Source organism: Haloferax litoreum (assembly GCF_009674605.1).
Taxonomy (GTDB): domain Archaea; phylum Halobacteriota; class Halobacteria; order Halobacteriales; family Haloferacaceae; genus Haloferax; species Haloferax litoreum.
Map to the genome: position 1 here is coordinate 1,584,098 of NZ_WKJO01000001.1, position 26,068 is coordinate 1,610,165.

A 26,068-nucleotide genomic window follows, 5' to 3' on the forward strand; every position below is an offset into this window, starting at 1 on the left:
CTCGTTGTTACAACGGGAGCGGTGCTGCTGCTTCCCACCGGGGGTCGAACGTCCCCCTGAGGTCTGCCGCGAAATCCGGGTCCTTCAGGTCTATCATCGCGAACACCTGTCCGGGGTCCAGTGGGTTCGGCACCTCGATACAGACTTCCACGTCGTCGATGAGGTTGAACACGCCCGTGAGGTTCTCCGCCGTCCGCACGTGGAAGTCTGGGTGGTCGGAGAGTCGGTTCATGTACCGCTCGCCGACGCTCTCTGGCAGGCTATCGACGAGGTCCGGCGACATGAGAATCGAGACTTCCACGCCGCGTTCGAGTGCCGCTTCGAGTTCTTCGACGACGAGGTCACCGACCGCCCCGAGGTCGAATTGCGGCGACATCGTTCCGGCGACCATCACGAGCGAATCGTCCGCCGCGGCTAACCGCTCGACGAGGAGGTCTATCGTCTCGTCTGCGCCGACGGCAGCAGTCCAGAACTGGTCGTGGACCGGTTCTGCGGCGTCGAGTTCGTCGTTCAGTTCGTCGACGACGGCCTCGTACTGCTGGGCCTTCTCGTCTAGCTCCTGTCGCTTGCTCTCGAGGAGGCGGTCCAGCGCCATGTCGGGTTCGACGGCGACGTACTTCTTCGGCCGACTCGCCGCCTGACTCCGAATGAGGTGGTACTGTTCGAGACTGTTCAGCACGTCGTAGATGCGGCCCATCGGCACGTCGCTCGCTCGCGACAACTCTTTCGCTGTCGTCGCCCCCGTTCGCAGAAGTGCGCGGTACGCCCGCGCTTCGTACTCAGATAATCCGAGATCTCGAAGACTAGCCATGCATCGTCTGTCTCGTTTCTTCGTTATAAACAAACCGGATGTTTACACCACGTGCCAGTTGGCTGGCGTGGCGACTCAGGCGTCCGATGTGACTGAGGAGACAGCCTCCATCAACTCGTCTGGAGTGGTTGCTTCGTATGTGACTGCCCCCGAACTGACAACAGCGGTGTCCGCGTCGATGTCGGCTTCAGGGACGACGACTGCCTCGTGGTCGGCGACGCGGAGTGCAGCACGATGGAGGTCGGAACCGACGTCACCACCGATTTCGACGACGAGTGGGTCACGGAGAAGTCGCGCCGCGACAGTCCCGTACTCGGCGACTTGGACGCCGATGCGGTCCCACGCGCCGGCGAAGGCACCGATGGCCTCCTCGGCGACGTCCCGATAGCCCTCGGTTCCCGTGAGGACGGCGAGGTCGACCAATGCGTTGGCCATCTCGACGTTGCCGTCGATGGGGCGCAGCGGCGACGAGAGGAGTCCTTCGCCGGTCGCGGGACCGTCGACGAACGACCCATCTTCGAAGAGTTCGTCGATGGCGGCGTCGGCGACGTCGGTCGCAAAGTCGAGGAACGGGTCGCCCGCGACCGAATCGTCACCGAGAACTTGTCGCGCACGACAGGCGGCGGCGACGACGCGCGCGTGGTCTTCGAGGAGGAGTGACTCGCCGACAGCACCGCCCGAGTGGAAGCGCGTGACGACGCCGTCGTCTACGAGGTCTTCGGCGACGCGGTGGAGTGCACGCTCTGCGAACTCACGGGCGCGTTCGTCGTCGGTGAGTCCCGCGAGGACCAACAGTGCGTCCACTGCGAGGGCGTTGCCGCCGGCGTACACCGTGAGGTCGGTCCGCGGTCCGGGGGAGTTCTCGCGTCCTTCCGCACCGAGGAGATAGTAGTCGGTGCCGGCGGCAGGACCCATGCTCCCGCCGAATCCGGTCCCGGTCCACAGCGAGTCGATGAGGAACGAGGCGGTCTGGACCGCCGGGTCGAGGTAGGCGTCTTCGCCGGTGTAGCGATACCCGTTGGCGAACGCCCGGAGGAGGGCGGCGTTCGATTCGAGCGTCTTCTCTCGGTTCGGTTTCGTCCACGCAGCGTCGTCGGCATATCGGAAGAACCCGCCTTCGACGGGGTCGAACAGGCCGTCACGAATCGCGTCGAGGGTCCGGAGCGCTCGCTGTCTGTCGCGTTTGAGCGCGAACTCGACCGTGCGCGGGAGTGGGAACTTGGCAGCGTCGCCCCACCCGGCGTGTGCCTCGTCGAAGGTGACCTCGAGTTGCCCGGCGAGGTGCGCTTCGATTTGGGGGGTGACGTCGCCAGCTGGAGGCAAGTCGCCGGCGAGTGCCCGCGGGAGTCGCCCGGCGTCGGCACCCTTCTTCTCCCAGACTTCGCGGACCCGGTCGATGACCTGTCGCATCCCGTCGGGCCCGATGAACGTCGCGCCAGTGATGGGTCGGCCGTCCGGCGCGAGGAACACCGTCGAGGGGAACCCGCCCATGTTGTACCGCTCGCGGATGCGCGGGTGGCGGTCGACGTTCACACGAATCGGGACGAACCCATCGTTGAGATTTGCGGCGATGCGTGGTTCCGCGTACGTCTCGGCGTCCATCTGGTGACAGTCCTCGCACCACGTCGCCGTCAGCGACAGGAGAATCGGCTTTGCTGTCGCCTCTGCCTCGGCGAACGCGTCGGGGCCCCACGGCCGCCATTCGACGCGCGTCTCGTCGGTCATGTCCAGTCATGTGCAGTGGATGCGGGTAAGCGCTTCGAGGCCACGTGGTACGGGACGGCGCAGTCGTTCGATTCTCTTCGGCCTCAGCCGGGGACAAAAGGGCTATGGGCCGTGACCCGGTAGAGACGAGCATGCGAACGCGCACGCTTCTCGCGCTCTTGCTCCTCATCCCCCTCTCTGACGCGTTGTTGCTCGTGGTCGTCGCGCAGTACATCGACCTCGTTCCCACCGTCGCGCTGGTGGTCCTGACCGGGTTAGTCGGTATGCTGCTCGTCCGTGCCGAGGGGCGACACACCTTGCGAAATCTCCAGACGAAGTTCGCCCGTGGCGACCTTCCGACGAACGAACTGATGGACGGTGGCCTCCTCATCGCGGCGGGTGCCTTCCTCCTTACGCCGGGCCTCGTCACCGACACGATTGGCTTTCTCATTGCCATCCCCGTGACGCGGTATCCCATCCGTGAGGTACTCAAGCGCGTCGTCGTCAAACCGTACCTCGACAAGCAGGCCGGTGGGTTCGTCACCGGCGACGTGTGGACCGCCGGGTTCCCACAGGACGATACCGGCGGCGACGGCGTCTACGACGCCGACCCGGACTCGTACCGCTTCGGCGGCCAAGACTCGGAGTAACGGTTCTCTGTCTCTTTCGACGTTCTCCCCCCGTTCGAGCGCCTGCACTGGGAGTGCAAACACAATCTGTCAGCTGGTCCCGAATCGGCCGACGACGGCGACATTCACTAACACGGACCAACGCTGGTTCGAAAAGAAAGTCTTAAAATCAACAGCGCACAACGAGTGAATGCGCTTACCTGGGCCAATAGCTCAGTCAGGTTGAGCGCTCGGCTGATAACCGGGAGGCCCGCGGTTCAAATCCGCGTTGGCCCACTCCAATCGGCAACGATTCGTCGCCGATGGGAGTTTGGGGCTTACACTCCCCGGCCACCCAACTTCTGCAGTCTACAACGACCGATAGAGCGTCGTCTGTCGCATCACACTGACTCACGTTCTAACAGAACCATCTCTCAGTGTGTGGGCAGCACCGCGTAGACACATGCAGGAAATTTCAGCAGATAGTTAGAATTCGGGGCTCTTAAAGCCAAAATTTTCGACCGAGCTGGCGAGATATCGCAGAATTTGTGTTTGATTGTGTCGAACAGGGGTAACCTATTTATGGAGCCATGATGTGCTATCAACCAACATGGTCTTCAAACTCTCCTGTCTCTACGGATGTGAGTTCACAACCACTGCGGACTCCCGCGAGGACGTCGGCGTCCTCGTGATGGAACACATGGACGACGAACACGACACGCCCGTGGACCCACTCGAAGTGGGCGAACTGGCGCTGAAGAGTCACGATGGCGCGCTATCGACCAGACAGTCGAACTGAAACAATTCAATCAGGTCGTCCCCGGTGTGAGTCTGCCACTATTTCACATCCAGTTGGATACCACGTCGGAGCAGTCGCACGGTTTTGTGAACCTAAACAGCTATCGACGAACAAATTTACTCAGTTCTGTATTCCAGTAGTATTAAAGTCGTACACGACATATGTGATGGTGATGCCAACCATCGACGTCTCCGAACACCTGTACCGCCAGCTCCAGTCCGCTGCCGACGGCGATGACCTCGACGCGGCGATGTGGAAGATGGTCGGTCGCTACCAGCGCGGCAACACGCCTGGCGACTAAACAGGTTCGAGACACCCAACCCGACCGCTCTTGCGGTCATCATCAACCCCTCTCGTCGCGGTATGCCCTTTTCGCGACGAGTTCATTTATCGCCGAGAGCGGCGGCGCTGTTTCGTCGTACACAGCGGTGGTCACAGCCGAGAGTCCTCCGAACGTAGATAGCCACTTATCCACAGAACGCCTCCGAGAACTCGTGGCAAAAGAGACCAAAGATTTCTCCGCTATCAGCGGCCTGCCCGACGAACTCGGCATCGACGACGACCTCTCGAAGGTCGGTCAAGTGCTTTCGATTCGGAGAGACACACGTCGGTACGGTAAACCGATGACCATCGTCTCCGGGTTCGAGATGGACCGCGCCGAGATGAAAGCGCTCGCGTCGGAACTCAAGCGTCGACTGGCCTGCGGTGGGACTGTCCTCGACGACGAGATAGAACTACAGGGGAACCACGTCGAACGCGCACGAGACATTCTCGACGAACTCGGCTATCAGGTCGCGTGAGCGTCGCACGCGCGCCTCGGCGTCACACTGAACCGACCTCGTCATCCGACGAACGAGGTGACGCCGAGACTCTCGGCGAGTAACCACACGAGGAAGAGCACGTAGGTTGCGAGCAGGACGTACGCCTCACCGCGAGTCAGTGCCATCTCTGTTCGGAGGACGGCGAAGAAGACGATGGATGCACCGGTCAGGAAACTCATCATCGGGACCACTTCGTCGAAGACGACGATGGTCCCACCCGCGACGAGGATACCGACGGGGAGGGCGACGAGCAAGGCGAAGACGTTGCTCCCAAAGACGTTCGCGAGACTCATCGCCGCATTGCCCTGACGAGCAGCGGTCACGCTGACGAACGTGTCCGGGAGACTCGTCCCGGCCGCCACGACAGTCAACCCCCAGAGGAACGGCGACGTGCCGAACACCTCACCGAACCCGACTGCCGACCGGACGAGCAGTTCGGCCCCGGCGAGGATGATGCCGAGCGAGACGACGAGGACGACCCACTGCCGCCGCGGGTCGATATCAGTGACGCTCGCAGTGAGCGTCGCGCGGTGGTCCAACGTGTCGTGGTACTGCATGAACAGGTAGAGGCCGTACAGTGCGAGTGGGATGAGCGCGAGCGGACGGGTGACGAAGCCTTCGAGACTGGTCGGACTGCCGAATGGCTGGTAGATGACGGCGAGCGAGAACGTGAGCACGAGAACGGCCAGTGAGAGGAGGTAGAACTGGGCTTCCTTGTACACGAGGTCACGGTTCGACGCCAGTCGTTGTCCCTCGCCGGCGAGCGCGGACACCGCCGGAATCACGAGGATGTTGAACACTGCCGACCCGACGACGGCACCGATACCGATGTCGAACGCGCCGTAGCGCAGGGTGGCGATGACGATACTCGACAACTCTGGGAAACTGGACCCGACGGCGGCGATGATAGCCCCTTGTACGATGGCCGGCAGGCCGTAGTACGCGCCGAGTCGGTCTGAGGCCTGTACGAGGTAGTCACCACCCTTCCACGCGAGGGCCGCACCGACGCCGGCGAATAGGACGAGAACTGAAACCGATGCCACATCTGACTATCGCGTGCGGGTGACAAAAAACACCTCGGACAGGAGAGCAGGACCAGAAGGTGGGGGAACGCTCAGAAGCCTTCTCGGAGGTACACGTCGCGCTGGCTGAACACGTCCCGGAGGACGCCACCGACAGTCGAGTCGTCGACGGTGAGGTACTCGGTTCGTGCCAGTTCGTCCGCCGAGCGAGACCCGACGAGCAGTTGCGAGAGCGCCCCGATTTCGGCGGTCACACCCGGTTCTTCGCTCGTCGGTTCGACTGACGCCTCGCCGTCGGCGACGACGACGCGGAACGTCTCGTCGTTCCACGGACACCGGTCGTCGGTCACGCCGAGCACGAACTCGCCGTCCGCGTTCGTCGGGAACGACACCGCTTCGAGCGCCGCCGGGACGTCGACGATGCGGACCATCGGGCCGGGCTTGATTTCGACTGTCGCCGCTCGTGGGTCGGTCAGGTCGTCGATGAGGTGCGTCCGTTCGTGTGCTCCTGCGATGACCACCTCGTCTACCTGCGAGTCGTGGTCGCGGAGGAAACGCAGGAGGTGTCGTCTGGCCTCGGCATCGACGCCGGCGAGTTCGTCGACGTGCATCGTCCGCGAGTCCCAGTCACCTTTTACGCGGTAGACGACGTACCCTCGCAAGTCACCGTCACGTTCCCACCCGTATACGTACGGGTCTTGGTCCCAACTTCGGAAGATACGGTGTCGCCACCAGCCTTCGGTTCGGTCGAGGGCGAGGTCTTCGGTGGCCGATTCGGTGTACACCTCGTCCAGACGTGCCCAGTCGTCGGCGTCGAGGCGGACGAACTCGCCTTTCGCCTCCGGACTCACCGCTGTGAGTTCTTCCGGCGGAACTGTCGTCTTCGTGTAGTTGTTGGTTGTCGCCCATCCGAATCGCCGGTAGAACTCGTACTTGAACGGCCAGAGTGCCGAGAGATACCGCCCGGAGTCGCGGAACTCGACGAGCAGTTGGTCGAGCATCGTGGTGATGTGGCCCTGCCGACGTGCCTCGGGTGGTGAGGCGACGGCGGAGATTCCCGGGAGTGGATGCCACTCGCCGCGCACGCGCGCTACGTAGTCGTAGAAGGCACAGACTGTCACGAGGTCCGATGCATCGAGCGCATCGGGTGGTGTCTCAGCCGCGGTGTCGTAGAGACCACGCGGGAAGTAGATGTCCGGGTCAGGGAGACTGGTGTCGTCCCAATCGGGGCCGTCTTCCGGACGGAAGGCGTAACTGAGGAACTCGCGGTAGGTGTCGCGGTGGTCCTCGGGAAGCGGGTGGAGGTGCATAAAATCGGTCCGTCGTCCTGCGATATATGTTTTGGGAGGTGGCGTGAGTCGGTGACGAGACGGGACCACCGAGGTGCCCCGAGAACCGTGTGATTCACGTCGCCGCGGCCCCGACGCGTCACCATGAGCGAGATGCGGAGTTCGTTTTTGAAGCGGGGGAACCTGCTCCTCGTGGCCGTCGTGACACTGGGAATCGTCATCCCCGGTATCGCACGACGGTTCCTCGGTGAGGCAGGGTACAACACCCTCGGGATGGTCGTGTTCGTCCTCGGGTACGCAGGCATGATATTCGTCGTCTGGTACGGCTGGATTCGGCCGCTCGACATCTCTGGCCCGGACCGATAACGCCCGCACGTCACTGTCTCGACTATCCACCCCAATATCGTGGGCGAGTGTCGCCCAATCGGAGCGGGAATAACGGAACTTTGATAGTCGATTCGAACCGACCGAGAAAACAAGAGATGCTTCCCCTTCAACTCATCGACAGCTTCCTGCTCAATTACAACATTGGGCAGGCGCTGTTGCTCGTGTTCGTCTTGACGACGGTCGGGGCGCTGCCACTGAAGTCGCGTCGAGTCCTCGGCATCAACACTATCGTCTTCGGCCTCATCTTCCTGTTGACGCCGCAGGCGCTGGCAAAGCCGCACTACCTGTTCCTCGGCATCGCGCTGCTCATCGCTGGCCCCATCCTCTACGCGACGGGCAACCGATAACCGACGACCGACCCGCTGACGACGACTTCTCTCCACTTCGACTCCCAAGAACGCGACGTTTAAACAGTGAGAACCGTAACGCACGGGTATGTCTGAACCGCGCGTTCCCGGCGGTCGCGGGGCGATACTGGACCTGCCCTGCGGTGAACAAAAGCGCGTCCGGGAACTCGACTTGGGCAAACGAGAGTTCGACTGTCCCTGTGGCGGCACCCACGCCGTCGTCATGGACGTGCACCCACCGGACCGATTCCTCCCGGAGTTCCTCGTCGAAATCCTCCAGAGTACCATCGAGACGACGAGCGAGGACATGCCCGAGTTCGGGACGGCGCACCTGATGGGCATCGTCCTCGAAGAGTTCCCCGAGGCAGTCGTCTCCGAAGATGTCTCCGACGACGGCGAGATGGGCGCGGGCATCGTCTGGGTCACCGATTTCGATTCTCGAAGACTCCACGAGATTATCGTCGAACTCGTCGTCGAACTCATGGAACACGCCGTCAGTCACGCCAACGACGACAGCGTCATCTCCGAGTTCGAGTCCAAGATGCTCCAGTTCGACGTGAGCGAGTTCGTCGAGGAGTATCGCGCGCAGCGTGACTTGGACCCCGGTCCGTACGCCTGAACAACTACGACGCGGCTAGGCGGCCAGTCTTCCGTCTCTTCTACTCGAACCGAATCTGTCCACCCGCCGGGTCCAGCGTCGCCGTCGCCCCCAGCGGAAGCGGGACGTTCGGGTCGGCGTGGCCGAATTCCACGTCGAACACCGCCGTCGCGTCGGGATTGTACTCGTCGAGGACGGACACGACTTCTTCGCGTAGTTGCTCGCCGTAATCCGCCGGCGGTTCCCACTCCAACTCGGGCGAGTACGTCCGCGGTCGGCCCATCAGGAGGCCATCGAAGCGTTCGAGCAGGCCGCGCTCACCCATCGCGCGGAGCGTGTATTTCACCTCACGAGGGACAGGAACGTCCTCGGACGTTTCGAGGGCAAGTATCGTGCCGTCCAGTTCCTCCGCGGATGGGAGGTAGCGGTCGGTCTGGAGGTGCCACTTCACGATGGCGAACGACCCGCCCCAGAGTCGACCGGTCACACGTTCGTCTCCGTGCCACGACCGCCCAGTGTTTTCACGCCACTCTCGCGGCTCTTCGGTGTCGAAGTCGAACCACTCGTCGGTCCACTCGTCGGCCGGTTCGACGACACCGAGCGACTGCTCGAAGAACGCGCGTCTGAGGTACCGTTCCACGTAGGGGTGGATTTCGGGGTCGAGGGTGAGCGTCGGGTGGAGGGTCGCACCGTAACTCACGATGCCGTGGTTCCAGAGGAACAACCTGATGTTGTCGTTGTCGCTGAACCCGTAGAAGCGCGTCGGCGAGGCGGCCAACCGGTCCGGGTCGAGGTGCTTCAGGACACGAATCTGGTCGTCGCCACCGGTCACGGTGACCACGCCGTCGATGGCCGAGTCCTCGAACGCATCCATGATGTCCTCTGCGCGCGCTTGCGGGTTGTCCTTCAACCACTCCCAGTCTCTCCGGGCCGTCTCGAAGACGACCGGTTCGAGGTCGAACGTCTCGCGAAGTCGCGCACACGCACGGTCTCGCAGCGAGTCGTCGATGGGGCGGGAGGGTGCGACGATTGCAACCTGACTCCCCGGTTCGAGTGGCGGGGGCGTCGTGAACACACGAGGCATGACACGTACTCGTTTCAACCCCGTGAAAAGCCTTTGCCGGGGCGTACACCGCCGTTTGGCAACTTTTTCGAAATTCGCAATCCTGTTTCGGACCTCGTAATTTTTCGCCGGACTTATTACGATGTGCGGATTGGATTGCATCGATGACCGACGAGGACACGACACCCGGTACCCCGACAGGAACCGAGGACCGGACGATTTTGCTCATCGGAAGTGGCCCGATCCAGATTGGACAGGCGGCGGAATTCGACTACTCCGGCGCGCAGGCCTGCCGCGCGCTCCGAGAAGAAGGCGCACGAGTTGTCCTCGTCAACTCGAACCCCGCGACCATCATGACCGACCCCGAGATGGCCGACAAGGTCTACATCGAACCCATCACGACCGAAGCCATCTCCGAGATTATCCGGAAAGAACGCCCCGACGGCGTCATCGCCGGACTGGGGGGCCAGACGGGACTGAACGTCACGGCCGAGTTAGCAGAAGAAGGCGTCCTCGACGAGTTCGACGTGGACATCATGGGGACGCCGCTGGACACCATCTACGCGACGGAAGACCGCGACCTCTTCCGCCAGCGTATGGAGAAGATTGGACAACCCGTCCCACGCTCGACGACCATCTCGCTGGAAGACGGTGAGAAAGTCTCGAACATCACCGAGGCGGACCTCGAAGAACGCGTCGAAGACGCTGTCGACGACGTCGGCGGCCTCCCCGTCATCGCCCGCACGACGTACACGCTCGGCGGGTCTGGTTCCGGCGTCGTCCACGAGATGGACGAACTCGTCAGCCGCGTCCGCAAGGGGCTTCGCCTCTCGCGCAACAGCGAAGTGCTCATCACGGAGTCCATCTCCGGGTGGGTCGAACTGGAGTACGAGGTGATGCGCGACGCCGACGACTCGTGTATCATCATCTGCAACATGGAGAACATCGACCCGATGGGGATTCACACCGGCGAGTCCACCGTCGTCACCCCATCGCAGGTCATTCCCGACGAAGGACACCAGGAGATGCGTAACGCCGCGCTCGAAGTCATCCGCGAACTCGGCATTCAGGGTGGCTGTAACATCCAGTTCGCGTGGCACGACGACGGCACGCCCGGCGGCGAGTACCGCGTCGTCGAAGTGAACCCGCGCGTCTCTCGCTCCTCTGCGCTCGCCTCGAAAGCGACTGGCTACCCAATCGCCCGCGTAACGGCGAAAGTCGCTCTCGGAAAGCGCCTCCACGAGATTACCAACGAGATTACCGGCGAGACCACCGCCGCCTTCGAACCCGCAATCGACTACGTCGTCACGAAGGTTCCGCGCTGGCCCAAGGACAAGTTCACCGACGTGGACTTCGAACTCTCGACGGCCATGAAGTCCACGGGCGAGGCGATGGCCATCGGGCGGACGTTCGAAGAGTCCCTGATGAAGGCGCTTCGCTCCTCTGAGTACGACCCCGCCGCCGACTGGGACGAAGTATCCGACGAGGAACTCGAAGCGGACTACCTCGTGAAGCCGACCCCCGACCGCCCGTACGCCATCTTCGAGGCGTTCGAACGCGGCTACACGGTCGACGACGTGGTCGAACTCACCGGCATCGAAGAGTGGTACGTCGAGCGCTTCGGCCGCATCGTCGAATCCGTCGAAGCGGCGTCCGAAGGCGACTTCGCCGCCGCCGCGTCCGCCGGTCACACGAACGCCAGCATCGCCACGGCGACTGGGACGAGCGTCGGCGACGTCGAACAGCAAGTCCCCGGCCGCACGTACAAACAGGTCGACACCTGTGCCGGCGAGTTCGCCGCGCAGACGCCGTACTACTACTCGGCCCGCAAGCCCGAGTTCTTCCGCGGGCCGTTCGAAGGCGAATCCGCAGGGAACGAACTCCGCGTCGACCGCGACATGGAGAGCGTCGTCGTCGTCGGCGGCGGCCCGATTCGCATCGGACAGGGTGTCGAGTTCGACTACTGTTCGGTCCACGCGGTGCAGGCCCTCCGCGAGATGGGTATCGACGCGCACGTCGTCAACAACAACCCCGAGACGGTCTCGACCGACTACGACACCTCCGACGGCCTGTTCTTCGAACCCATCACGGCCGAAGAAGTGGCCGACGTCATCGAGGCAATCGACGCCGACGGCGTGATGCTCCAGTTCGGTGGGCAGACCTCAGTCAACATCGGCCACCCGCTCGAAACCGAACTCAAGCGCCGCGGCGTGGACTGTGAGATTCTCGGCACGACCATCGACGCGATGGACCTCGCCGAGGACCGCGACCGGTTCAACCGCCTGATGGACGACCTCGGCATCCTGCAACCGCAGGGTGGCTCTGCGACGAGCGAGGCCGAGGCACTCGACCTCGCCAACGACCTCGGCTACCCCGTCCTCGTTCGCCCGTCGTACGTCCTCGGTGGCCGCGCGATGGACGTGGTTCACTCCGACGAGGAACTCTGTGAGTACATCGAGGAAGCGGTCCGCGTCTCGCCGGACAAGCCAATCCTCATCGACGAGTTCCTCGCCGACGGCGTCGAACTCGACGTGGACGCCGTCTCCGACGGCGAACGCGTCCTCATCGGTGGCGTGATGGAACACGTCGAGGCAGCCGGTGTCCACTCCGGTGACTCCGCGTGTATGATTCCGCCGCGCTCGCTCGACGACGAGACGATGGGCCGCGTCCGCGAAGTCACGGAAGACATCGCCAAAGCCCTCGGGACGGTCGGTCTGATGAACGTCCAACTCGCCGTGAAGCAGAACGACGACGGCTCGAACGACGTGTACGTCCTCGAAGCCAACCCGCGCTCGTCGCGCACGGTCCCGTTCGTCTCGAAGGCGACGGGCGTGCCGATTGCGAAACTCGCGGCGAAGGTCATGGCCGGCAACACGCTGGACGAACTCGACGCGACCGAACAGATTCCCGAGCAAGTCTCGGTCAAAGAAGTCGTCCTCCCGTTCGACCGCCTGCCGGGGTCGGACCCGCGTCTCGGCCCGGAGATGAAGTCGACGGGCGAGGTCATGGGCACTGCAACCACGTTCGGCAAGGCCTACGAGAAGGCGCAAATCGCGGCGAACGACGCCATCCCGCGCGACGGGACGATATTCGTCGACCTCGCCGACCCAGAGTTCCCCGACGCCGACAGCGGTGAGGGACAGGAACTCCTCGACGCGTTCGCTGAGTACTACGACGTACTCACGCCCGACGACGTGGACGACCTGCTGACGCTCCTCCGCGAGGGCGACATCGACTTCGTGGTCTCCCGTGACCGCGAGACGCTCATCGACTGCGTCGAAGAGGAAGTCGGGTACTTCTCGACGTACGCCTCTGCGAAGGCGGCGCTCGAAGCACGCGGCGCGACGGACGAGGACATCGACGTTCTCCCCGTCTCCGAGCGCCCGCGCAACGTCGCCAACTGGGGCCAGTAATCGGCCACCGCTCGACGCGAACGGCCCTCCTTTTCGACCGCCGAACCCGCTGACCATCGGTTCGTCTGGCCTGACTTTTGACGCCTTCACGAAGGTTATTGAGGTTGGACGCTATGCGCAGGTATGACACGGAAGCGCGGCCGCGTCCTCGTCGCCGGTGCGACGGGTCGAACCGGCCGACTGGTCCTCGACACGCTGGCGGAGACGCCGTTCGTCGTGAGGGCGCTCACCCGCGACTCCGACGCGGAAGCGACACTTCGCGCACAGGGTGCGGACGAAGTCGTCGTCGGTGACCTCCTCGACCGAGACGACGTCCGAGAGGCGGTCCTCGACGTCGACGCCGTCGTCTCGACTGTCGGTGTCGCCTTCGGCCTCGAGACGATTCGCGGTGACCTCGTCGATGGCACCGGTATCGAGAACCTCGTGGACGCCGCGACTGCCGCTGGCGTCCAACGATTCGTCCTCACGTCGTCCATCGGGGTCGGCGATTCGAAAGACGGCCTCCCGCTGTCGCTCCGCGCGATTCTGACCGCCGCCGGCGTCCTCTCGGCGAAGGCACGAAGCGAAGAGCGACTTCGAGACGCACCACTCGACCACACCATCGTTCGACCGGGTGCACTGACCGACGCGCCGGCGACCGGCGAGGTTCTCGTCGGCGAGGGTGGGGACTCCGTCTGTGGAAGTATTCCGCGAGCGGACGTGGCTAACGTCCTCACGAGTTCACTATTCACGGAGACGACGGAGAATCGGACGTTCGAAATCGTCTCACGACCGGGGCTTCGCGGCCGACCGAACAACGTCGTCGATATCCAGTGGCAGCCAGTTCCGCGGGTCGAACCCGCCGATTAGTCGAGTTTTCCCAGCGCTTCGAAGAAGTCTGCGGTCGGACCGGCGAGTCGGACCGATGAGTCGGACTGTTCGATGCGAATCTCGGTCGGTGTCGAGACGGTCCTGCGAGTCCGCCCGTCGCCGACGACGACGGCAGAGTCGGCGTCTGTGACCGTCACGGTCACCGTCGCATCCAACGGGACGACGAGCGAAGGCATCCCCTCGCGTGCGGCCATCTCGGTGACGACGAGTCCGTCGACGCCGGGGTGGACGAGCGGCCCGCCTTCGCTGAGGTTGTAGGCCGTACTCCCCGCTGGTGTCGTGACGAGGACGCCGTCTGCGTGGCCGCCGGAGTAGAGTGACCCGTCGACGCGGACCTCCAGCCCTGCACCACCGCCGTGGCCTCGTCGCGGCCCGTGGACGACGACTTCGTTCATCGAGGGGTCCATCTCCCAGTCGTCGCCGCGGGCGACGATGCGCGGCACCTCGCGGACCGACGGCGTGCCCTCGCGGAACGCGGAGACGGCGCTCAGCACTTCGTCGATGGCGTCGTCGGGTGAGACGGCGTTCAAGAAGCCGACTTCTCCGAGATTCACGCCGAGGATGGGGACGCCGTTCGCCCCTCTCGCGGCGTAGAGAAACGTCCCGTCGCCGCCGATGCTCACCACGAGGTCACACGCGTCGAACGCCTCGACTGGGACCCCGGTGACGTCCAACTCCTCGGCCGTCGCGTCGTCGACGACTGCTTCGACATCGACGGCCGCGAGTGCCTCGCACATGTCTGCGGCGAGGTACGCGGCCCGACTATTGCCCTTCTGCGCGACGATGCCGACCTTCATAACCCGCGGTTCTACGTCACCGGGCAAAAGCCCACCGTCACGTCACCAAGTGGCGCGTCTACGGGAAACGTTCATGGGGGCCCCTGCCGACGTTGAACTGATGGCAGGCACGGGCGTCGACCTTCCGAACCAACGGTGGTCTCCGTGAGCGACGACGATTGGTTCGAGCGAGCGCTCCGCGAGGAGGACGACGCGGAGGCCGAGCCAACCGATGCGGACACCGAGACACAGGACGAAGCAACCGAAGGGAGAGACGAGTCTGCTGACGACGGTGAGACCGAGCACTCCGAAGCCAGCACCGACGCGGAGGGCGCGTCTACGAATAGTCCGTCCGACGACTCACCACAGGACGACTTCGCTTCCGACGCGGGCGAGGACCCGTTCGCGACGAACTTCGCCGAGGCGTTCGAGAACGCCCCGATGCCGGATGTCGACGGCACCGGTGGTGAGTTCGGCGACCCCTCAGGTGACGGAGTGGGAGACGACTTCTGGGGGAGTTCTGATTCGCAGCGACAGTCGCCGCAGTTCGACGACGAGGAGTTCGAATCGGACATCGACCGCATCGACATCGGTGTCGATGGCCTCGACGAGATGATTCTCGGCGGTGTCCCGAAGCGGTCGCTCATGGTGACCATCGGCAGCGCCGGGACGGGGAAGACGACGTTCGGCCTCCAGTTCCTCTACAAGACGCTACGAGACGGTGGCAGCGGCGTCTACATCACCCTCGAAGAAAGTCGCCGTCGAATCCTCGACACCGCCGACGAGAAAGGCTGGAACTTCACCGAATACGAGGCCGATGGGAAACTCGCTATCGTCGATTTAGACCCGGTCGAGATGGCGAACAGTCTCTCCAGCATCCGAAACGACTTGCCACGTCTCGTCGAAGACTTCGGCGCGGACCGCCTCGTCCTCGACTCGGTGTCCCTTCTGGAGATGATGTACGACCACCCGTCAAAGCGGCGCAGTGAGGTGTTCGACTTCACTCGCTCGTTGAAAGACGCCGGCGTGACGACGATGCTCACGTCCGAGGCGGACCAATCGAACCCGTACGTCTCTCGGCACGGCATCGTCGAGTACCTCTCCGATGCGGTGTTCGTCCTTCAGTACGTCCGCCCGGACGACTTCCGAGAGACGCGACTCGCAATCGAGATTCAGAAGATACGCGACGCGAACCACTCCCGCGAGACGAAACCATACGAACTCACGAACGAGGGAATCAGCGTCTACCGGCAGGCGAATATTTTCTAAGACCCACCGTTTACCGTTCGGAGTCACCAGAGGTGGCCCGCTATTCGCGTGCGACCCCACTGTTATCCGCGTGCATCACCTATTCTGGTATATGGCAGATGATAAACAGGGCAGAGATGAGCAAGCGGACCGTAAAGAGGAACGTCAGCGTGAGCGGGAGATAGAGGAGGCCCGGGCCCGCGGCGATGAAAAGGAACCGATGGGTGATGACCCAAGTGGGCGACTTGGTCATCTCGATGAAGCACTCGAATCTCACGACTACCCAGCCACGACAAATGAGTTGGTCGAGGCCTATGGTGAGTACGAACTCGAAACACAGAGCGGTGAGAAATCCCTCGAGGACGTACTCTCTTCGACTAAAGACCAAACGTACGATTCAGCCGACGACGTTCGCAGACGGGTACTGGGACTCATAGGCCGATAGTACAACGAATCCAACACACTCATCTTGCAGGTTGACTGCCTGTGCTGAGATACGCTTCGTCTGTCGTTCCCTCTCCTTGAACTCACCCTCTCTATTCAGCATGCAACGTCTGTCAGTTGTTGAGTGTCTCAACAGCGCCACTCGATGCTGTCGACGCCCAGCAACGCAGTCAGACCGCCTCTCCGACTTCGTCGCCCACTCGTGAGCGCCGCTCTCGCGGAACCGCGAGGACGAACTTGATGGCCAGCGTCGCGGCGATGGCCGCCGGCAGGACCGTGAACACGATGACGAGCACCGATACGGTAACCTCGCCTTCAGTGAAGAGGAGGAACGTCGCGAGCGTGAGCGTCGGCGCGAGAACCGCACCGAACACGAGACTGACTCCTGCGAGGGTGTACCCCCACTGTCGCCCTCGCCAGAGCCAGATTCCACTGACGACGAGTGCCGGAACGACGACGGTGAGGTCGAGGAAGTGTGAAATCATCGCCTGTGGGCCGACTTCCGCGACGAGGAGTGGTTCCGTCCCGGTGAGCGTGGCGGGAACGACTTCGGAGAGCCACAAGAAGGCGAGTCCGAGGGCAATCACGACCAAGAACGCGCCGTAGACTCGTCCCGAGACGCGCCCAGATAACTGGTCGTGAACCTCCTCCGCGTCGGTGGTCACGACGCCGCCCACGAACGTGAACAGCGAGAGCGAAAAGAGGGCGGCGTACCCGAGGAAGAACTCGTTGAACGCCACCTGCAGGCCGATAGACGCCCACATGTACGTCATGTACGCGAGTGACCCGAGCCAGACGATGCGTCCCCGGAGCGACCCACGCACAGTAAACCAGAGGCCGAGTGCTACCACGGGGACGCCGACTGCGAGCATCATCAGGTCCTGTGCGAAGTACGTCGGGAGGAGTGCGGGTGCGTCGTTGTAGTGTCCCGGTCTGAAGAGTCCGAGGAGGGCTGAAACGACAGATAGCACGACGAGTACGCTCGTCGTGACGACCTGCCAGCGTCGAATGGATGTCGTCATCGGTGAACCACCACTGAGTGATACGTCGAAGAGCAGGATAACCCAGTTCGACGGTCCCCGGAGGGTGAGAACGTCGGCGCAGCGGAACGTATTCACTCAGGGTGCGCCCGGTGCGAGAAGGTGAGGGGGGAGGGAACGTGTCCGAGGGTGGTGTGGAACGTGCCCGAAGTAGGGGGAGAGGTTGGAACGTGTCCGAGGGGGCGTCTCCCTGCTCAGTCGTCAGCAGGTGCGGCAGGTGCCTCGTGTTCTGGCGCGAAGTCTTCGTAGTGGACGACTTCGTCGACGGGGCGACGGTACTTGGCCTCGGCCTGCAGTTCGCCGGCGTCTTCGGCGGGGATACCCATCGTCATGAGCATGACCGGTTCGTACTGCTCGCCGTCGATGTCGAACGCGTCGAGGACGGCGTCGGGGTCGAACCCACCGATGGGGCAGGTGGCGACACCCTCGTCCCACGCGGCGTGCATGAGTGCCATCGCGACCAGTGACGTAGAGCGAACGGTCCAGACGCGGCGCTCCTGTTCTGGCAGGTCCGCCATGCCGGCGATGTTTTCGAGGATGCCGTCGCGGACCTCCTCGTTCGGGAGGTAGCCCTTTTCGAGCATATCGTCGGCGACGGTTTCTGCGTGTGCCTCGGGGTCTTTGTTGCCCAGGACGATGACCGACGCGGCGGCACCCGTGACGTGTTCTTGGTCGTAGGAAGCCTCGCGCAGGGCCGCTTTGGTCTCGTCTTCCCGGAGGACGACGAACTCCCACGGCTGAAGGTTGTAACTCGACGGTGCCTGAATCGCGTTCTCGAAGATTGTCTCGAGCGTTTCGTCGTCGAGCGGTTCGTCAGCGTATTCGTGGACCGAACGACGAGTCGTCACGACCTCTGTGAAGTCCATCGTTCCCCTCCAAGGACGATACGATAATAGGGCGTTGCAATGCGGGCTAAACCGCCGATTCCAGTGTGTTCGCAGGCCTCATTCCACTGATTTCACCAGGTGACACTCGTGTCACTTGGGCCGGGGTGCTTCACCGGACAATCGTCACCGGAACTGGTGCGCGACGGACGACTTCTTCGGCGACACTCCCGAGAACGAATCGTGAGACACCGGTCCGTCCGTGACTCCCCATCACGACGTGGTCGTAGTCCGCCTCTTCGCTACTCAACACGTCCACGATGGTCTTCGCAGGATTCCCAACGTCGATGACGTCATCGGCCATCCGGTCGTCGTCGACGAGGCCCACTTCCGCTTTCACCTCGGCGAACGTCTCGCGCGCCTCGCGTTTCTCGTCTTGGTACCACTCCTCGGACCCGCTGAGTGCTCGTTCTCGATAGTCGGCGTCTGCGGGGTTGATGACTTTCAAGAGCGTGAATCGAGCGTTCGGCCACTCCGAGACGGCGAACCGAAGCGCAGCGACAGACTGCGGTGACCCATCGACGGGGACGAGGACGTGTTCGGCCATATCTTCGCCTACTCGGCAGGAGGACAAAAACCGCCCGGCGAAACGGGTGCCGCCACCGTTGTCACGTGGACGCGCTGTCGTTCTATCGTCAGTCGCCGTGCCGCGTCACGCAGGTCGACAGGCCCTTCAGTTCGACTGGTTCGGAGTTGTCCGGCGAGTAGACGACCATCTGACCCTTCTCCATGTACGGCACCTTGTCTTCGAGGTTCGGCGGGATGTTGACGCTCTTGATGGCGTCTTCGTCGCCGAGGTTGAGGACGACTTTCGTGTTGATTTGCTTGAAGACGGAGTCGGCGATGTCCTGTGGGTCCTGCGTGATGAGGAACAACCCGAGTCGCTCTTTTCGGCCCTGTTTAGCCGCCTCGGTGAACTTCTCAATGACCTTCCGCGCCTGCACGGTGTCGGCGTTGGTCAAGAAGTTGTGCGCCTCGTCCATCCCGAGGACCAGCGGTGTCTCCTTGATTCGCTCGCTGGTCGGGTCGTTCGAGAGTTTGTCGTCGATGAGGAGTGCAGAGACGGCGAGGACGAACAGTTCTTTCGCCCGACTCGACGAGAGGTGGTACGTTGGGACGACGGTCAATCCGCCGGGACGGACGAGTTCGTGGTCGAGGTCCGTGATGGGTCGTGCGTCTTGGTCGAACACGCCGTTCGGGACGCCGCGAACCCGACGTTTCACCGCGTCGAACGTGGCCTCGTGGACGCGACCCGACTCGTCGAGTTCCTCTTTGAGCGCGGGGTCGTCGAGGAACGTCAGGAACTCGCGGTAGGTTCCGCTGTCGCCGTAGTTGCGGAAGAAGCGGTTGAGGAGTTCCAGCAACGCCGGGTACTGGTTGTCGTTGAGGCTACTGCCGGCGACCAACCACGGCAGGTCGCGGGCCATCGAGAAGGGGATGGTGAACTCCAACTGCTCCGCCCTGTGGTTCGACCCGGGGTACGACGACCCGTCCATCTTCGGGACGAGTGCGAGCGTGTCGTCGTGCCCGCCGTGGGCGATACCTTCACGCTCGTAGCGTCGGGCGGTTTCGTCGTCCATGTCCGGGTTGTCGTCGTGCATCTGTGCGTACTCGTCTTGCGGGTCGAACTGGACGACTGCGGTCTGCACCTGGCGCCCGTCGTCCATCTCGTAAGTGCGCTCCGACGAGAGGTACTGCCGAAGCATGTTCTTCGACCCGTGCGTCTTTCCGGACCCCGTCCCCCCGGCGACGAGCGTGTGTCGAAACACGAGTGGGTCACCGTCGGTGTAGTCGTCTTTCAGTCGGTAGTCGATGGTCGGCGGTTGGGCCGCCGTTCTGACTTTCTCCCCACCGACGGAGAGGTGGCCGAGGAAGACACCGGCTTCGGGAATCTTCAGGCCGGTCTTGATTTGCGTCGCGTCGTCTGCTTCACCCACCGTCGCGCCGGGTTTGGGCACGCGGTCCACCATCCGGCGCTTGAGGTCGCCGCGGTCCGAAAAGAGGACGGCGATGGGTTCGAGTTCGGCCATGAACTTGTAGTCGCGTTCTTCGAACTCGTCGGATGGGCGGCGCATCGCACGCCGCGCGTGAATCTCGGTGGCGTCGTCGGCCTGGAACTCCTGGGCGTATTCGAGGCCGACGATGCGACAGAACAGCAGTTCGTCGTCGGGGTAGGGGACGATGAGGTACTTCCCGAGGCGGACGTGTTCGCGGTTCCCGGCCGTGACGAACGCACGGAGCGTCGTCCGTTCGTGGTCTTCGGAGACGCGGAGGCCCTGTGAGACGGCTATCGCGCCGACACCGCGTTCGGTGCCGACGGGGTCGGCGTCGTACTCCTCGAACTGGAGGTCACCGCCAGTGCCTGCGCCTGCCTCGGCAGTGGACGACGCGGACTCGTCGTCCGTCTGGTGGGTCTCGGTGTCGTCGTCACCCGAGGGGCGTCGACCCTCGCGTTCGTCTCGGTCCGTCCCGTCGGTGTCGTCGCCGACGTAGTCGTTGAAGTCCCCCAGGTCGGTCATGTTCCAACGCTTGCAGGCGGTGTGTAAAAATCCTCACGTCGCCGAGGCGGCCCGGTGGCGTCGCACGTTCGACCACCGGTATTGCCGTGCGCTCTCGTGCGTGTGTCACGTTCCCGCGGACGACTTTTCTGTGTCGAATCCGTATAGCACGCATGCTTCTCGTCCGCGGCCACGGTGGTGGGACGGCGCTCACCGGAACCATCTTCGAACGAGGTGAGGAAGCGCCGACGTATCGCGGTGCGCCCAACGAAGATGCGCCCTACGTCTGGGTCTGCGACGAGTTCTACGAAGTCGAAAGCGGTGGGAGTGAGACGGTCATCGACGGCCGGACGATTCGAGTCGCGTTCGACACGCCACTCCCGCGAGGATTCGACACCCGCGAACAGGCGCTGACGGCCGCAAAAGAACATATCCGGACCCAGTTCGCACGCGTCGGCGTCGACAGCGATGCGGTTCGAATCGAAGTCATCAGACCCGACGAAGAGGGACGACCGGAGGAGACGACGTGACTTACTCGTCTTCGTCCACCCAGCGGATGTTGTCGTAGCTTTTCATCAGGTCCGACCCGAGTTTCTCCGCGAGTTTTCGTCTGAGGGCGGCCTTCTCGCCGACGCTCACCCGCGCCAGTTCGTCTGCTTTCTCGACTGCGAGTGGCGGTCCACGCGTCGCCGCGACGTCGCGCACGACGTGGCGCATCAGTTTCTCTCGCGTCGCTTCGTCCTTGGTGAACGCGTAGGGTGCCTCGACTCGGTAACAGACGTCGGTTCGCGGGTCGTACAGCACGAAGAACGTGACCGTGTAGTCTGCCGGGTCGAGGTGTCGTTCGACGCCGAACGCGTCGCCATCGGCGCTCATCTGCCGGTCCGACCCGCCGCGAGAGACGAACCAGTTCGTAAACGTCAGCGCGTCGGTCCGCCTGTCGTCTCCGTCTGGCCCCTCGTGTCGTTCGAGGAGTCTGACGAAGAACGAGGCGTCGTCGACCCACGGGACGTCGCCCGACCCGTTCTCGCGGAAGTGTCTCTGTACCGTGCGAACGATGTGCTTCGCGCCGGGGTTCTTGACGAACCCAGTGATGGGAACGTCGCGCTCGACGAATCGCTCGACGAGACGGACGTAGTTCTCGACGATGGCTGTCGGTTTCGCGTCGCGGGCGAGGTCCTTGAGTTCCGCGTCGCGGTCCCGCCAGTTCAGGAGTTGCTTCGGGTAGAGTGGCCCGTCGAGGACGAGGAGGTCCGACACGTCGTCGGCGTGTTCGAGTGCGTGGGCGCTCTCTGCGAGGTACAACGAGAGCGCGTGGACGACGCCCTCGGCGTAGCGGTTGACTCGGGGCGCGCGGAGAATACGTCTGCGGGCGTACCCCTCGTCGGACTTGTGCCACTCGTCGGTATCGAAGACGGAGAACGAGTCACGGGTGTGCACGGTCATGACGATAGACCGCGAGCGGTGGAGGTCGAGGTCAGACGGTTCGGCCGCCATCGCGGCGTGGGCCACGTCGAGGACGAGGCCGTTCTTGAACGTCGTCGGGTTGATGGTCCCCGAGTCGAGGCCGTGGACCGTCGGAAACGGTGCGTCGACGAGTGCAACGTCGTCGATGGCCGCCGCGTGGAGGCGTTGCTCGCCGACCGGTTCGACGATTGGATTCTCACCATCGACCGGCACGAGTGGGTCTAACCACGATTCCCAGACCGTCCGTGCGAGGTCCTCGTAGTCGGTGTCGTCGACCGAGTCGGCGATGGAACTCGCCATGGAGGCGATGTCGTCCACGTGGACGGGGTCGAGGGTCATACCTCGGCGTCGTCGCCGACGGTGAAAAATCCGACCGTCTTCTGACCCGTGGGAGATAGCTCGGTCCCGGCACGCTCATATCACTTCGTTTCCAAGCTTCCGGTGACGATGTCAGTCAGCGCGGTCGGGTTCGACCTCGACTACACACTCGCCGTCCCCACACGGGACCGCGAGACAATCCTCTCTGAGGCCGCGGCAGCGGCGGGTGCACCGCCACTCTCTCGAGAGGCGTATCTCCGGGCACACCAAGAGAACCTCACGCGCGAGACGCGCGCGCCGATTTTCGAGGACCTGCTCGCCGAACACGACTCCGCCGTCGACCCAGAACACGTCGCGACGGCGTACCGGGAGCGCATCACGGATGCAGTCGTCCCTGTCGGCGGCGTCGAAGCGATGCTCACCGGTCTCCGGACGACGTACCGAGTCGGTCTCTTGACCAACGGTCCAGTCGTCGCACAGGAGGACAAAATCGACAAACTCGGGTGGCGAGACCACTTCGATACGGCGCTCGTGACCGGTGCACTTCCCGCGGGAAAACCGGACGTTCGGTCCTTCGAAGCGCTCCTCGATGGCCTCGATACCTCACCCGAAGAGACCGTCTACGTCGGCGATAGCGTCCACCACGACATCGCCGGCGCGTACGATGCCGGAATGCTTCCGGTGCAGGTCGTCGGTTCTGACTGCGACGACCCGGACCCGCGTGCTATCGCGCACATCCCGCGCGAGACGTTGCCGACCAGACTCCCAGAACTCCTCGCAGACCTGTAATCACGCCGTTTCGGCGTGGTCGGTATCGCTGTCTTCTCCCGTCCCATCTGCACCGTCGGCCTCGAGCGCTGCGACCAGTGCGCGGAAGGCAGGAAGCGTCCACTTGACCTGCGCACCGTCTTCGACGAACACGAGCGTTCGCGGCGGGCGGACAGCCTTGGGTCGAACCCGAAGGCCCTGTTCACCGGCCGCCTCAGCGGTCACGTCGGGGTGCGAGACGAACTCGATGCGTGCTCGGTCGGGTTGGACGTACACTTCGGCGACGCGCGTGTCGTTCGCTGCAACCGCGTACGCGAAGGCACCGTCGTCGGTCGGTTCCACGTCGGGGTCGGCATCGACCACCGAGAGCATCGCGAACGCTGCTTCGTGGCCGGTCAGTTCGGAGGCGAGTAGTTGCGCGATGCGTGTCCCGTCGGCGAGTCTGTCGACGACCATACTCCTCGTTCGGCGGCGAGTGGTTTCGGGGTGTCGCTTCGAGAGCAGTGTGAAGCGCGTCTATCCGGACAGACCGTGCTTCGCCTTCGACGCCGCTTCGTCCACGTCCACGTCTTTCTCGCGGGCGAAGAGAACGGCGGCGGCCTCTGCGGTCACGCCGAGATTCGACTGGCGTTCGTTGATGCCGGCAACGGCCGCCTGCTTTTCGATGCCGGCGGCGACGCAGGCGTCGAGAATCTGCTCGAAGGCAGACTGCTCGCGAAGGACAGATGCGTCGGGTTCGAACTCTTCGGGAATCTGGACGTCGGCGGGGTCGAATGCCGCGACGACGTCGCCGTCGTCGCGTTCGACGAGTCCGCGACCTGCGGCGAGGTCGATGAGGCGCTTGGCTTGGTCGGGTGAGAACCAGTCGCGGTCGAGGGACAGGGCGACGACGAACTCGCCTTCGCCCAGTCGGGTCGACCCGTGCTGACGGAAGGGGACGGCGACGGTGACGTCGAGACTCATCGGTTCGACGGCGGGTGCGGGTGAACTAAACGGTTTGTGTTGCTCGCGGCGGTCTCAGAGCGTGCTGTGGCACCACTTGACGAGAGTTGATTCGAGCGATTCAAGTAGTCACCGAGGTTTTTACCCCGTATGAAGGACCAAGGACGCTCCAAGCGGAAGCGGACCGGTGGACGGCTCAAGCCGTCTTCGAACAAGAAGCGCTACCAGCTGGGTCGAGAACCCGCCGCGACGACGGTTGGCGAACCCCGATTCCAGGTCATCGACTCCCGCGGTAACAACGAGAAGCTCCGCATGCTCTCGACCAACGTCGCGCAGGTCGCCGACGGTGCCGAGGTCACGGAAGCCGACATCGAAGGTGTCGTCGACAACCCGTCGAACGTCAACTACGCTCGCCGGAACATCATCACGAAGGGTTCCATCATCGACACGAGCGCCGGTCGCGCCCGCGTCACGTCCCGACCCGGACAGGACGGTCAGGTCAACGCAGTTCTCGTCGAAGAGTAACCTCTTTCACCGCGTCGAGATTCGACGCGGCCCCGTTTTTGCAGGCTGAGCGACAGCGACGCGTACGCGTGGGTACTGCACGTCGACCCCTGTCGAAATCGTTCGCAACCGAGAAAAACTGCGATAGCGTACTGTTCGGGGAGCGGTGGGGCCCGTTCAGGGCGTCGGTGCGGCCTTCTGGAGTGCCGTCTCGGCGATGTTGCCACCGTAGTCGGCGCTCCGCGAGACGGAGTCGACGACGAGGCCGAGCAGTTGTGCACGGCCCGGGTCGAGGTCACGGAGGAGTTCGTCGATTTTACGGGCGCGTTCGTCGATTTCCTGCACCGCCTCGCGGGACTCGTTCGCGAGACGGGTCGCTTCGTTGCTGTCTTCGGCGAAGAGGGCGTCCATACCGCCGTTGACGACTTTCTTCGACTCTTCGAACAGTTCCTCGATGGCCGCGATAATCTCTTCGCTCACCGGTTGTTCGAAGTTCAACGAGAGGTGTGCAATCTTCGTCGCGTGGTCGCCGATGCGTTCGAGTTGGCGCGCCGCGGACTGGTAGTCGAAACAGACCTCACGGGGGAGGCCGAGTTCCTCGGCGGCCTTCGGGGTGCGGAGCGTCGCACGGAAGATTCGGGAGACGACCATCCAGAGGCGGTCCACGTCGTCGTCGCGCTGAATGACGTCGTGGGCGAGGTCTTCGTCCATCTCTGCGATGGCGGCGATGGCGTCTTCGAGCATCGAGAGGGCGATGAGTCGCATGCGCGTGACCGCGTTGTGGATGGAGAGTTCCGACGAGTCGAGGAGGTCACGGATGACGACGCGGTCACGGGTCTCTTCGAGAACTTCGAGGCCGACGAGGCTCTGGGTGGCCTCCCGGATAGTCCGGCGCTGGTCGGTCGTGATTCGTCCACTCTCCAGCGCGATGATGTCGAACCCGCTGACGTACATCGTCATGACCGCGCGCGTGAGTTCGTCACCTTCGAGGTTCGAGATGTCGAGCGTCCCTTCGGTTCGTTCCTCTTCGGACCGCGGCGTCAAGAACAGCGAGTCGCCCTCGGGATAGAACTCGACTTCGCTCCCGGCGGAGACGCCGTTCTCGGTCGCCCAGTCTTTGGGAATAGAGACAGTGTAGGTGGAACCGCCCGTCACCTGCACCTTTCGGGTTTCGACCATACGCGTCTCTGGACCTCATCGCACAATAAAACTGTCTATACCTATATACTAATTGAACGGATTACCATCTAGGTACGAGAACAGACGAAATTGGGCCGTATTTCTCGACTGTTCCGACTGCTCTGGAGTCGGACGTGGTCGTTCATATCCCCGTACAGCAGTACGTACACGGATGCCGTGACAGCAGTTCACACTCGCCAGACCCGTATATTTTGGGCTGTGACGGCACGCCCTCTCTCGGCGTGATCGAAGGCGTTGTCATCCGTGT

General features: G+C 63.2%; 29 protein-coding genes and 1 tRNA gene. 15 read left to right on the forward strand and 15 right to left on the reverse strand.

Annotated elements, in window-relative coordinates:
- Positions 1-7 precede the first annotated feature (7 nt).
- Both GJR96_RS08175 and GJR96_RS08180 read right to left on the reverse strand, forming a co-directional pair.
- On the reverse strand, positions 8-811 hold the full coding sequence (locus GJR96_RS08175) for a TrmB family transcriptional regulator (protein ID WP_151162489.1): 804 nt from the start codon (positions 809-811) through the stop codon (positions 8-10).
- 75 nt (positions 812-886) lie between these two features.
- Positions 887-2,536 carry a DUF255 domain-containing protein gene (locus GJR96_RS08180; protein ID WP_151162490.1) on the reverse strand — a complete coding sequence of 550 codons (1,650 nt, stop codon included), beginning with the start codon at positions 2,534-2,536 and terminating at the stop codon, positions 887-889.
- A gap of 131 nt (positions 2,537-2,667) precedes the next feature.
- Between GJR96_RS08180 and GJR96_RS08185 the strand changes: the two genes are divergently transcribed.
- The 4 genes from GJR96_RS08185 to GJR96_RS18405 all read left to right on the forward strand — a co-directional run bounded on the left by GJR96_RS08185 (position 2,668) and on the right by GJR96_RS18405 (position 4,223).
- Entirely contained in the window at positions 2,668-3,165 is a 498-nt protein-coding gene (locus GJR96_RS08185; protein WP_191965829.1) for an FxsA family protein, read from the forward strand.
- A gap of 181 nt (positions 3,166-3,346) precedes the next feature.
- A tRNA-Ile gene (locus tag GJR96_RS08190) sits at positions 3,347-3,420 on the forward strand.
- A gap of 313 nt (positions 3,421-3,733) precedes the next feature.
- Positions 3,734-3,922 (forward strand): DUF1059 domain-containing protein, encoded by a 189-nt coding sequence (locus GJR96_RS08195; RefSeq protein WP_151162492.1) that lies wholly within the window; start codon positions 3,734-3,736, stop codon positions 3,920-3,922.
- Between the two features lie 172 nt (positions 3,923-4,094).
- Entirely contained in the window at positions 4,095-4,223 is a 129-nt protein-coding gene (locus GJR96_RS18405; RefSeq protein ID WP_004059773.1) for a hypothetical protein, read from the forward strand.
- 42 nt (positions 4,224-4,265) lie between these two features.
- Here the strand turns inward: GJR96_RS18405 and GJR96_RS18410 are convergent, their stop codons facing one another.
- Positions 4,266-4,397, reverse strand: a complete 132-nt coding sequence (locus tag GJR96_RS18410; protein WP_255471273.1) for a hypothetical protein — start codon at positions 4,395-4,397, stop codon at positions 4,266-4,268.
- Between the two features lie 19 nt (positions 4,398-4,416).
- Here GJR96_RS18410 and yciH point away from each other — a divergent pair, with 19 nt between their 5' ends.
- Positions 4,417-4,722 (forward strand): stress response translation initiation inhibitor YciH, encoded by a 306-nt coding sequence (gene yciH / locus GJR96_RS18275; RefSeq protein ID WP_151162493.1) that lies wholly within the window; start codon positions 4,417-4,419, stop codon positions 4,720-4,722.
- 41 nt (positions 4,723-4,763) lie between these two features.
- On the opposite strand, the gene GJR96_RS08205 is transcribed toward yciH, so the two are convergent.
- Both GJR96_RS08205 and GJR96_RS08210 read right to left on the reverse strand, forming a co-directional pair.
- Positions 4,764-5,786: a sodium:calcium antiporter gene (locus tag GJR96_RS08205; RefSeq protein ID WP_151162494.1), complete on the reverse strand. Its 1,023-nt coding sequence runs from the start codon at positions 5,784-5,786 to the stop codon at positions 4,764-4,766.
- A gap of 71 nt (positions 5,787-5,857) precedes the next feature.
- A complete protein-coding gene (locus GJR96_RS08210) occupies positions 5,858-7,075 on the reverse strand; it encodes a GNAT family N-acetyltransferase (RefSeq protein ID WP_151162495.1) in 1,218 nt (405 codons plus the stop codon).
- A gap of 123 nt (positions 7,076-7,198) precedes the next feature.
- Here GJR96_RS08210 and GJR96_RS08215 point away from each other — a divergent pair, with 123 nt between their 5' ends.
- From GJR96_RS08215 to GJR96_RS08225, 3 genes are all read left to right on the forward strand, one after another.
- Positions 7,199-7,420 carry a hypothetical protein gene (locus GJR96_RS08215; RefSeq protein ID WP_151162496.1) on the forward strand — a complete coding sequence of 74 codons (222 nt, stop codon included), beginning with the start codon at positions 7,199-7,201 and terminating at the stop codon, positions 7,418-7,420.
- A gap of 116 nt (positions 7,421-7,536) precedes the next feature.
- A complete protein-coding gene (locus GJR96_RS08220) occupies positions 7,537-7,788 on the forward strand; it encodes a hypothetical protein (protein WP_151162497.1) in 252 nt (83 codons plus the stop codon).
- An 88-nt stretch (positions 7,789-7,876) separates the two neighbouring features.
- The gene (locus GJR96_RS08225; protein WP_058571715.1) at positions 7,877-8,407 is read left to right on the forward strand and encodes a DUF5815 family protein; all 531 of its coding nucleotides are present in this window, start codon (positions 7,877-7,879) and stop codon (positions 8,405-8,407) included.
- A gap of 40 nt (positions 8,408-8,447) precedes the next feature.
- Here GJR96_RS08225 and GJR96_RS08230 read toward each other — a convergent pair whose 3' ends face one another.
- Complete coding sequence (locus tag GJR96_RS08230) at positions 8,448-9,470, reverse strand: S66 family peptidase (RefSeq protein ID WP_151162498.1); 1,023 nt, start codon at positions 9,468-9,470, stop codon at positions 8,448-8,450.
- A 143-nt stretch (positions 9,471-9,613) separates the two neighbouring features.
- On the opposite strand from GJR96_RS08230, the gene carB reads away from it, so the two are divergent.
- Positions 9,614-12,862, forward strand: coding sequence for a carbamoyl-phosphate synthase large subunit (gene carB / locus GJR96_RS08235; RefSeq protein WP_151162499.1), 3,249 nt, complete (start codon positions 9,614-9,616; stop codon positions 12,860-12,862).
- A 123-nt stretch (positions 12,863-12,985) separates the two neighbouring features.
- Entirely contained in the window at positions 12,986-13,711 is a 726-nt protein-coding gene (locus GJR96_RS08240) for an SDR family oxidoreductase (RefSeq protein ID WP_151162500.1), read from the forward strand.
- Here the strand turns inward: GJR96_RS08240 and GJR96_RS08245 are convergent.
- Positions 13,708-14,529, reverse strand: a complete 822-nt coding sequence (locus tag GJR96_RS08245) for an NAD(+)/NADH kinase (protein ID WP_151162501.1) — start codon at positions 14,527-14,529, stop codon at positions 13,708-13,710. The genes GJR96_RS08240 and GJR96_RS08245 overlap by 4 nt on opposite strands.
- A 144-nt stretch (positions 14,530-14,673) precedes the next feature.
- Here GJR96_RS08245 and GJR96_RS08250 point away from each other — a divergent pair, with 144 nt between their 5' ends.
- Both GJR96_RS08250 and GJR96_RS08255 read left to right on the forward strand, forming a co-directional pair.
- Entirely contained in the window at positions 14,674-15,777 is a 1,104-nt protein-coding gene (locus GJR96_RS08250) for a KaiC domain-containing protein (protein WP_151162502.1), read from the forward strand.
- Positions 15,778-15,868: 91 nt separating this feature from the next.
- A complete protein-coding gene (locus GJR96_RS08255) occupies positions 15,869-16,201 on the forward strand; it encodes a DUF5789 family protein (RefSeq protein WP_151162503.1) in 333 nt (110 codons plus the stop codon).
- Positions 16,202-16,370: 169 nt separating this feature from the next.
- On the opposite strand, the gene GJR96_RS08260 is transcribed toward GJR96_RS08255, so the two are convergent.
- The 4 genes from GJR96_RS08260 to GJR96_RS08275 all read right to left on the reverse strand — a co-directional run bounded on the left by GJR96_RS08260 (position 16,371) and on the right by GJR96_RS08275 (position 20,643).
- On the reverse strand, positions 16,371-17,222 hold the full coding sequence (locus GJR96_RS08260) for a hypothetical protein (RefSeq protein ID WP_151162504.1): 852 nt from the start codon (positions 17,220-17,222) through the stop codon (positions 16,371-16,373).
- A gap of 212 nt (positions 17,223-17,434) precedes the next feature.
- Positions 17,435-18,106: a nitroreductase family protein gene (locus tag GJR96_RS08265; protein WP_151162505.1), complete on the reverse strand. Its 672-nt coding sequence runs from the start codon at positions 18,104-18,106 to the stop codon at positions 17,435-17,437.
- Positions 18,107-18,236: 130 nt separating this feature from the next.
- Entirely contained in the window at positions 18,237-18,671 is a 435-nt protein-coding gene (locus GJR96_RS08270) for a universal stress protein (RefSeq protein ID WP_151162506.1), read from the reverse strand.
- A gap of 88 nt (positions 18,672-18,759) precedes the next feature.
- Positions 18,760-20,643, reverse strand: a complete 1,884-nt coding sequence (locus GJR96_RS08275; protein ID WP_151162507.1) for an ATP-binding protein — start codon at positions 20,641-20,643, stop codon at positions 18,760-18,762.
- Between the two features lie 152 nt (positions 20,644-20,795).
- Between GJR96_RS08275 and GJR96_RS08280 the strand changes: the two genes are divergently transcribed.
- Positions 20,796-21,152 carry a DUF7113 family protein gene (locus tag GJR96_RS08280; RefSeq protein ID WP_151162508.1) on the forward strand — a complete coding sequence of 119 codons (357 nt, stop codon included), beginning with the start codon at positions 20,796-20,798 and terminating at the stop codon, positions 21,150-21,152.
- Between the two features lies 1 nt (position 21,153).
- Here GJR96_RS08280 and GJR96_RS08285 read toward each other — a convergent pair whose 3' ends face one another.
- Positions 21,154-22,428: a DNA double-strand break repair nuclease NurA gene (locus tag GJR96_RS08285; RefSeq protein WP_151162509.1), complete on the reverse strand. Its 1,275-nt coding sequence runs from the start codon at positions 22,426-22,428 to the stop codon at positions 21,154-21,156.
- Between the two features lie 108 nt (positions 22,429-22,536).
- Here GJR96_RS08285 and GJR96_RS08290 point away from each other — a divergent pair, with 108 nt between their 5' ends.
- Complete coding sequence (locus GJR96_RS08290; RefSeq protein ID WP_151162510.1) at positions 22,537-23,196, forward strand: HAD family hydrolase; 660 nt, start codon at positions 22,537-22,539, stop codon at positions 23,194-23,196.
- Here the strand turns inward: GJR96_RS08290 and GJR96_RS08295 are convergent, their stop codons facing one another.
- A complete protein-coding gene (locus tag GJR96_RS08295) occupies positions 23,197-23,631 on the reverse strand; it encodes a hypothetical protein (protein ID WP_151162511.1) in 435 nt (144 codons plus the stop codon).
- 60 nt (positions 23,632-23,691) lie between these two features.
- On the reverse strand, positions 23,692-24,138 hold the full coding sequence (locus GJR96_RS08300) for a DUF2240 family protein (protein WP_151162512.1): 447 nt from the start codon (positions 24,136-24,138) through the stop codon (positions 23,692-23,694).
- A gap of 129 nt (positions 24,139-24,267) precedes the next feature.
- Between GJR96_RS08300 and GJR96_RS08305 the strand changes: the two genes are divergently transcribed.
- Positions 24,268-24,642, forward strand: coding sequence for a 30S ribosomal protein S8e (locus tag GJR96_RS08305; protein WP_151162513.1), 375 nt, complete (start codon positions 24,268-24,270; stop codon positions 24,640-24,642).
- A 156-nt stretch (positions 24,643-24,798) separates the two neighbouring features.
- Here GJR96_RS08305 and GJR96_RS08310 read toward each other — a convergent pair whose 3' ends face one another.
- Positions 24,799-25,800, reverse strand: coding sequence for a phosphate uptake regulator PhoU (locus GJR96_RS08310; protein ID WP_151162514.1), 1,002 nt, complete (start codon positions 25,798-25,800; stop codon positions 24,799-24,801).
- Between the last annotated feature and the right edge of the window lie 268 nt (positions 25,801-26,068).

Coding starts and splice junctions, on each gene's coding strand:
- GJR96_RS08210 (WP_151162495.1), bottom strand. CDS start 7,075: ATGCACCTCCACCCGCTTCCCGAGGACCACCGCGACACCTACCGCGAG.
- GJR96_RS08275 (WP_151162507.1), bottom strand. CDS start 20,643: ATGACCGACCTGGGGGACTTCAACGACTACGTCGGCGACGACACCGAC.
- GJR96_RS08255 (WP_151162503.1), top strand. CDS start 15,869: ATGGCAGATGATAAACAGGGCAGAGATGAGCAAGCGGACCGTAAAGAG.
- GJR96_RS08300 (WP_151162512.1), bottom strand. CDS start 24,138: ATGAGTCTCGACGTCACCGTCGCCGTCCCCTTCCGTCAGCACGGGTCG.
- GJR96_RS08185 (WP_191965829.1), top strand. CDS start 2,668: ATGCGAACGCGCACGCTTCTCGCGCTCTTGCTCCTCATCCCCCTCTCT.
- GJR96_RS08260 (WP_151162504.1), bottom strand. CDS start 17,222: ATGACGACATCCATTCGACGCTGGCAGGTCGTCACGACGAGCGTACTC.
- GJR96_RS08290 (WP_151162510.1), top strand. CDS start 22,537: ATGTCAGTCAGCGCGGTCGGGTTCGACCTCGACTACACACTCGCCGTC.
- GJR96_RS08240 (WP_151162500.1), top strand. CDS start 12,986: ATGACACGGAAGCGCGGCCGCGTCCTCGTCGCCGGTGCGACGGGTCGA.
- carB (WP_151162499.1), top strand. CDS start 9,614: ATGACCGACGAGGACACGACACCCGGTACCCCGACAGGAACCGAGGAC.
- GJR96_RS08295 (WP_151162511.1), bottom strand. CDS start 23,631: ATGGTCGTCGACAGACTCGCCGACGGGACACGCATCGCGCAACTACTC.
- GJR96_RS08195 (WP_151162492.1), top strand. CDS start 3,734: ATGGTCTTCAAACTCTCCTGTCTCTACGGATGTGAGTTCACAACCACT.
- GJR96_RS08280 (WP_151162508.1), top strand. CDS start 20,796: ATGCTTCTCGTCCGCGGCCACGGTGGTGGGACGGCGCTCACCGGAACC.
- GJR96_RS08265 (WP_151162505.1), bottom strand. CDS start 18,106: ATGGACTTCACAGAGGTCGTGACGACTCGTCGTTCGGTCCACGAATAC.
- GJR96_RS08245 (WP_151162501.1), bottom strand. CDS start 14,529: ATGAAGGTCGGCATCGTCGCGCAGAAGGGCAATAGTCGGGCCGCGTAC.
- GJR96_RS08285 (WP_151162509.1), bottom strand. CDS start 22,428: ATGACCCTCGACCCCGTCCACGTGGACGACATCGCCTCCATGGCGAGT.
- GJR96_RS08175 (WP_151162489.1), bottom strand. CDS start 811: ATGGCTAGTCTTCGAGATCTCGGATTATCTGAGTACGAAGCGCGGGCG.
- GJR96_RS08180 (WP_151162490.1), bottom strand. CDS start 2,536: ATGACCGACGAGACGCGCGTCGAATGGCGGCCGTGGGGCCCCGACGCG.
- GJR96_RS08310 (WP_151162514.1), bottom strand. CDS start 25,800: ATGGTCGAAACCCGAAAGGTGCAGGTGACGGGCGGTTCCACCTACACT.
- GJR96_RS08225 (WP_058571715.1), top strand. CDS start 7,877: ATGTCTGAACCGCGCGTTCCCGGCGGTCGCGGGGCGATACTGGACCTG.
- GJR96_RS08270 (WP_151162506.1), bottom strand. CDS start 18,671: ATGGCCGAACACGTCCTCGTCCCCGTCGATGGGTCACCGCAGTCTGTC.
- GJR96_RS08230 (WP_151162498.1), bottom strand. CDS start 9,470: ATGCCTCGTGTGTTCACGACGCCCCCGCCACTCGAACCGGGGAGTCAG.
- GJR96_RS08220 (WP_151162497.1), top strand. CDS start 7,537: ATGCTTCCCCTTCAACTCATCGACAGCTTCCTGCTCAATTACAACATT.
- GJR96_RS08305 (WP_151162513.1), top strand. CDS start 24,268: ATGAAGGACCAAGGACGCTCCAAGCGGAAGCGGACCGGTGGACGGCTC.
- GJR96_RS08215 (WP_151162496.1), top strand. CDS start 7,199: ATGAGCGAGATGCGGAGTTCGTTTTTGAAGCGGGGGAACCTGCTCCTC.
- GJR96_RS18405 (WP_004059773.1), top strand. CDS start 4,095: ATGCCAACCATCGACGTCTCCGAACACCTGTACCGCCAGCTCCAGTCC.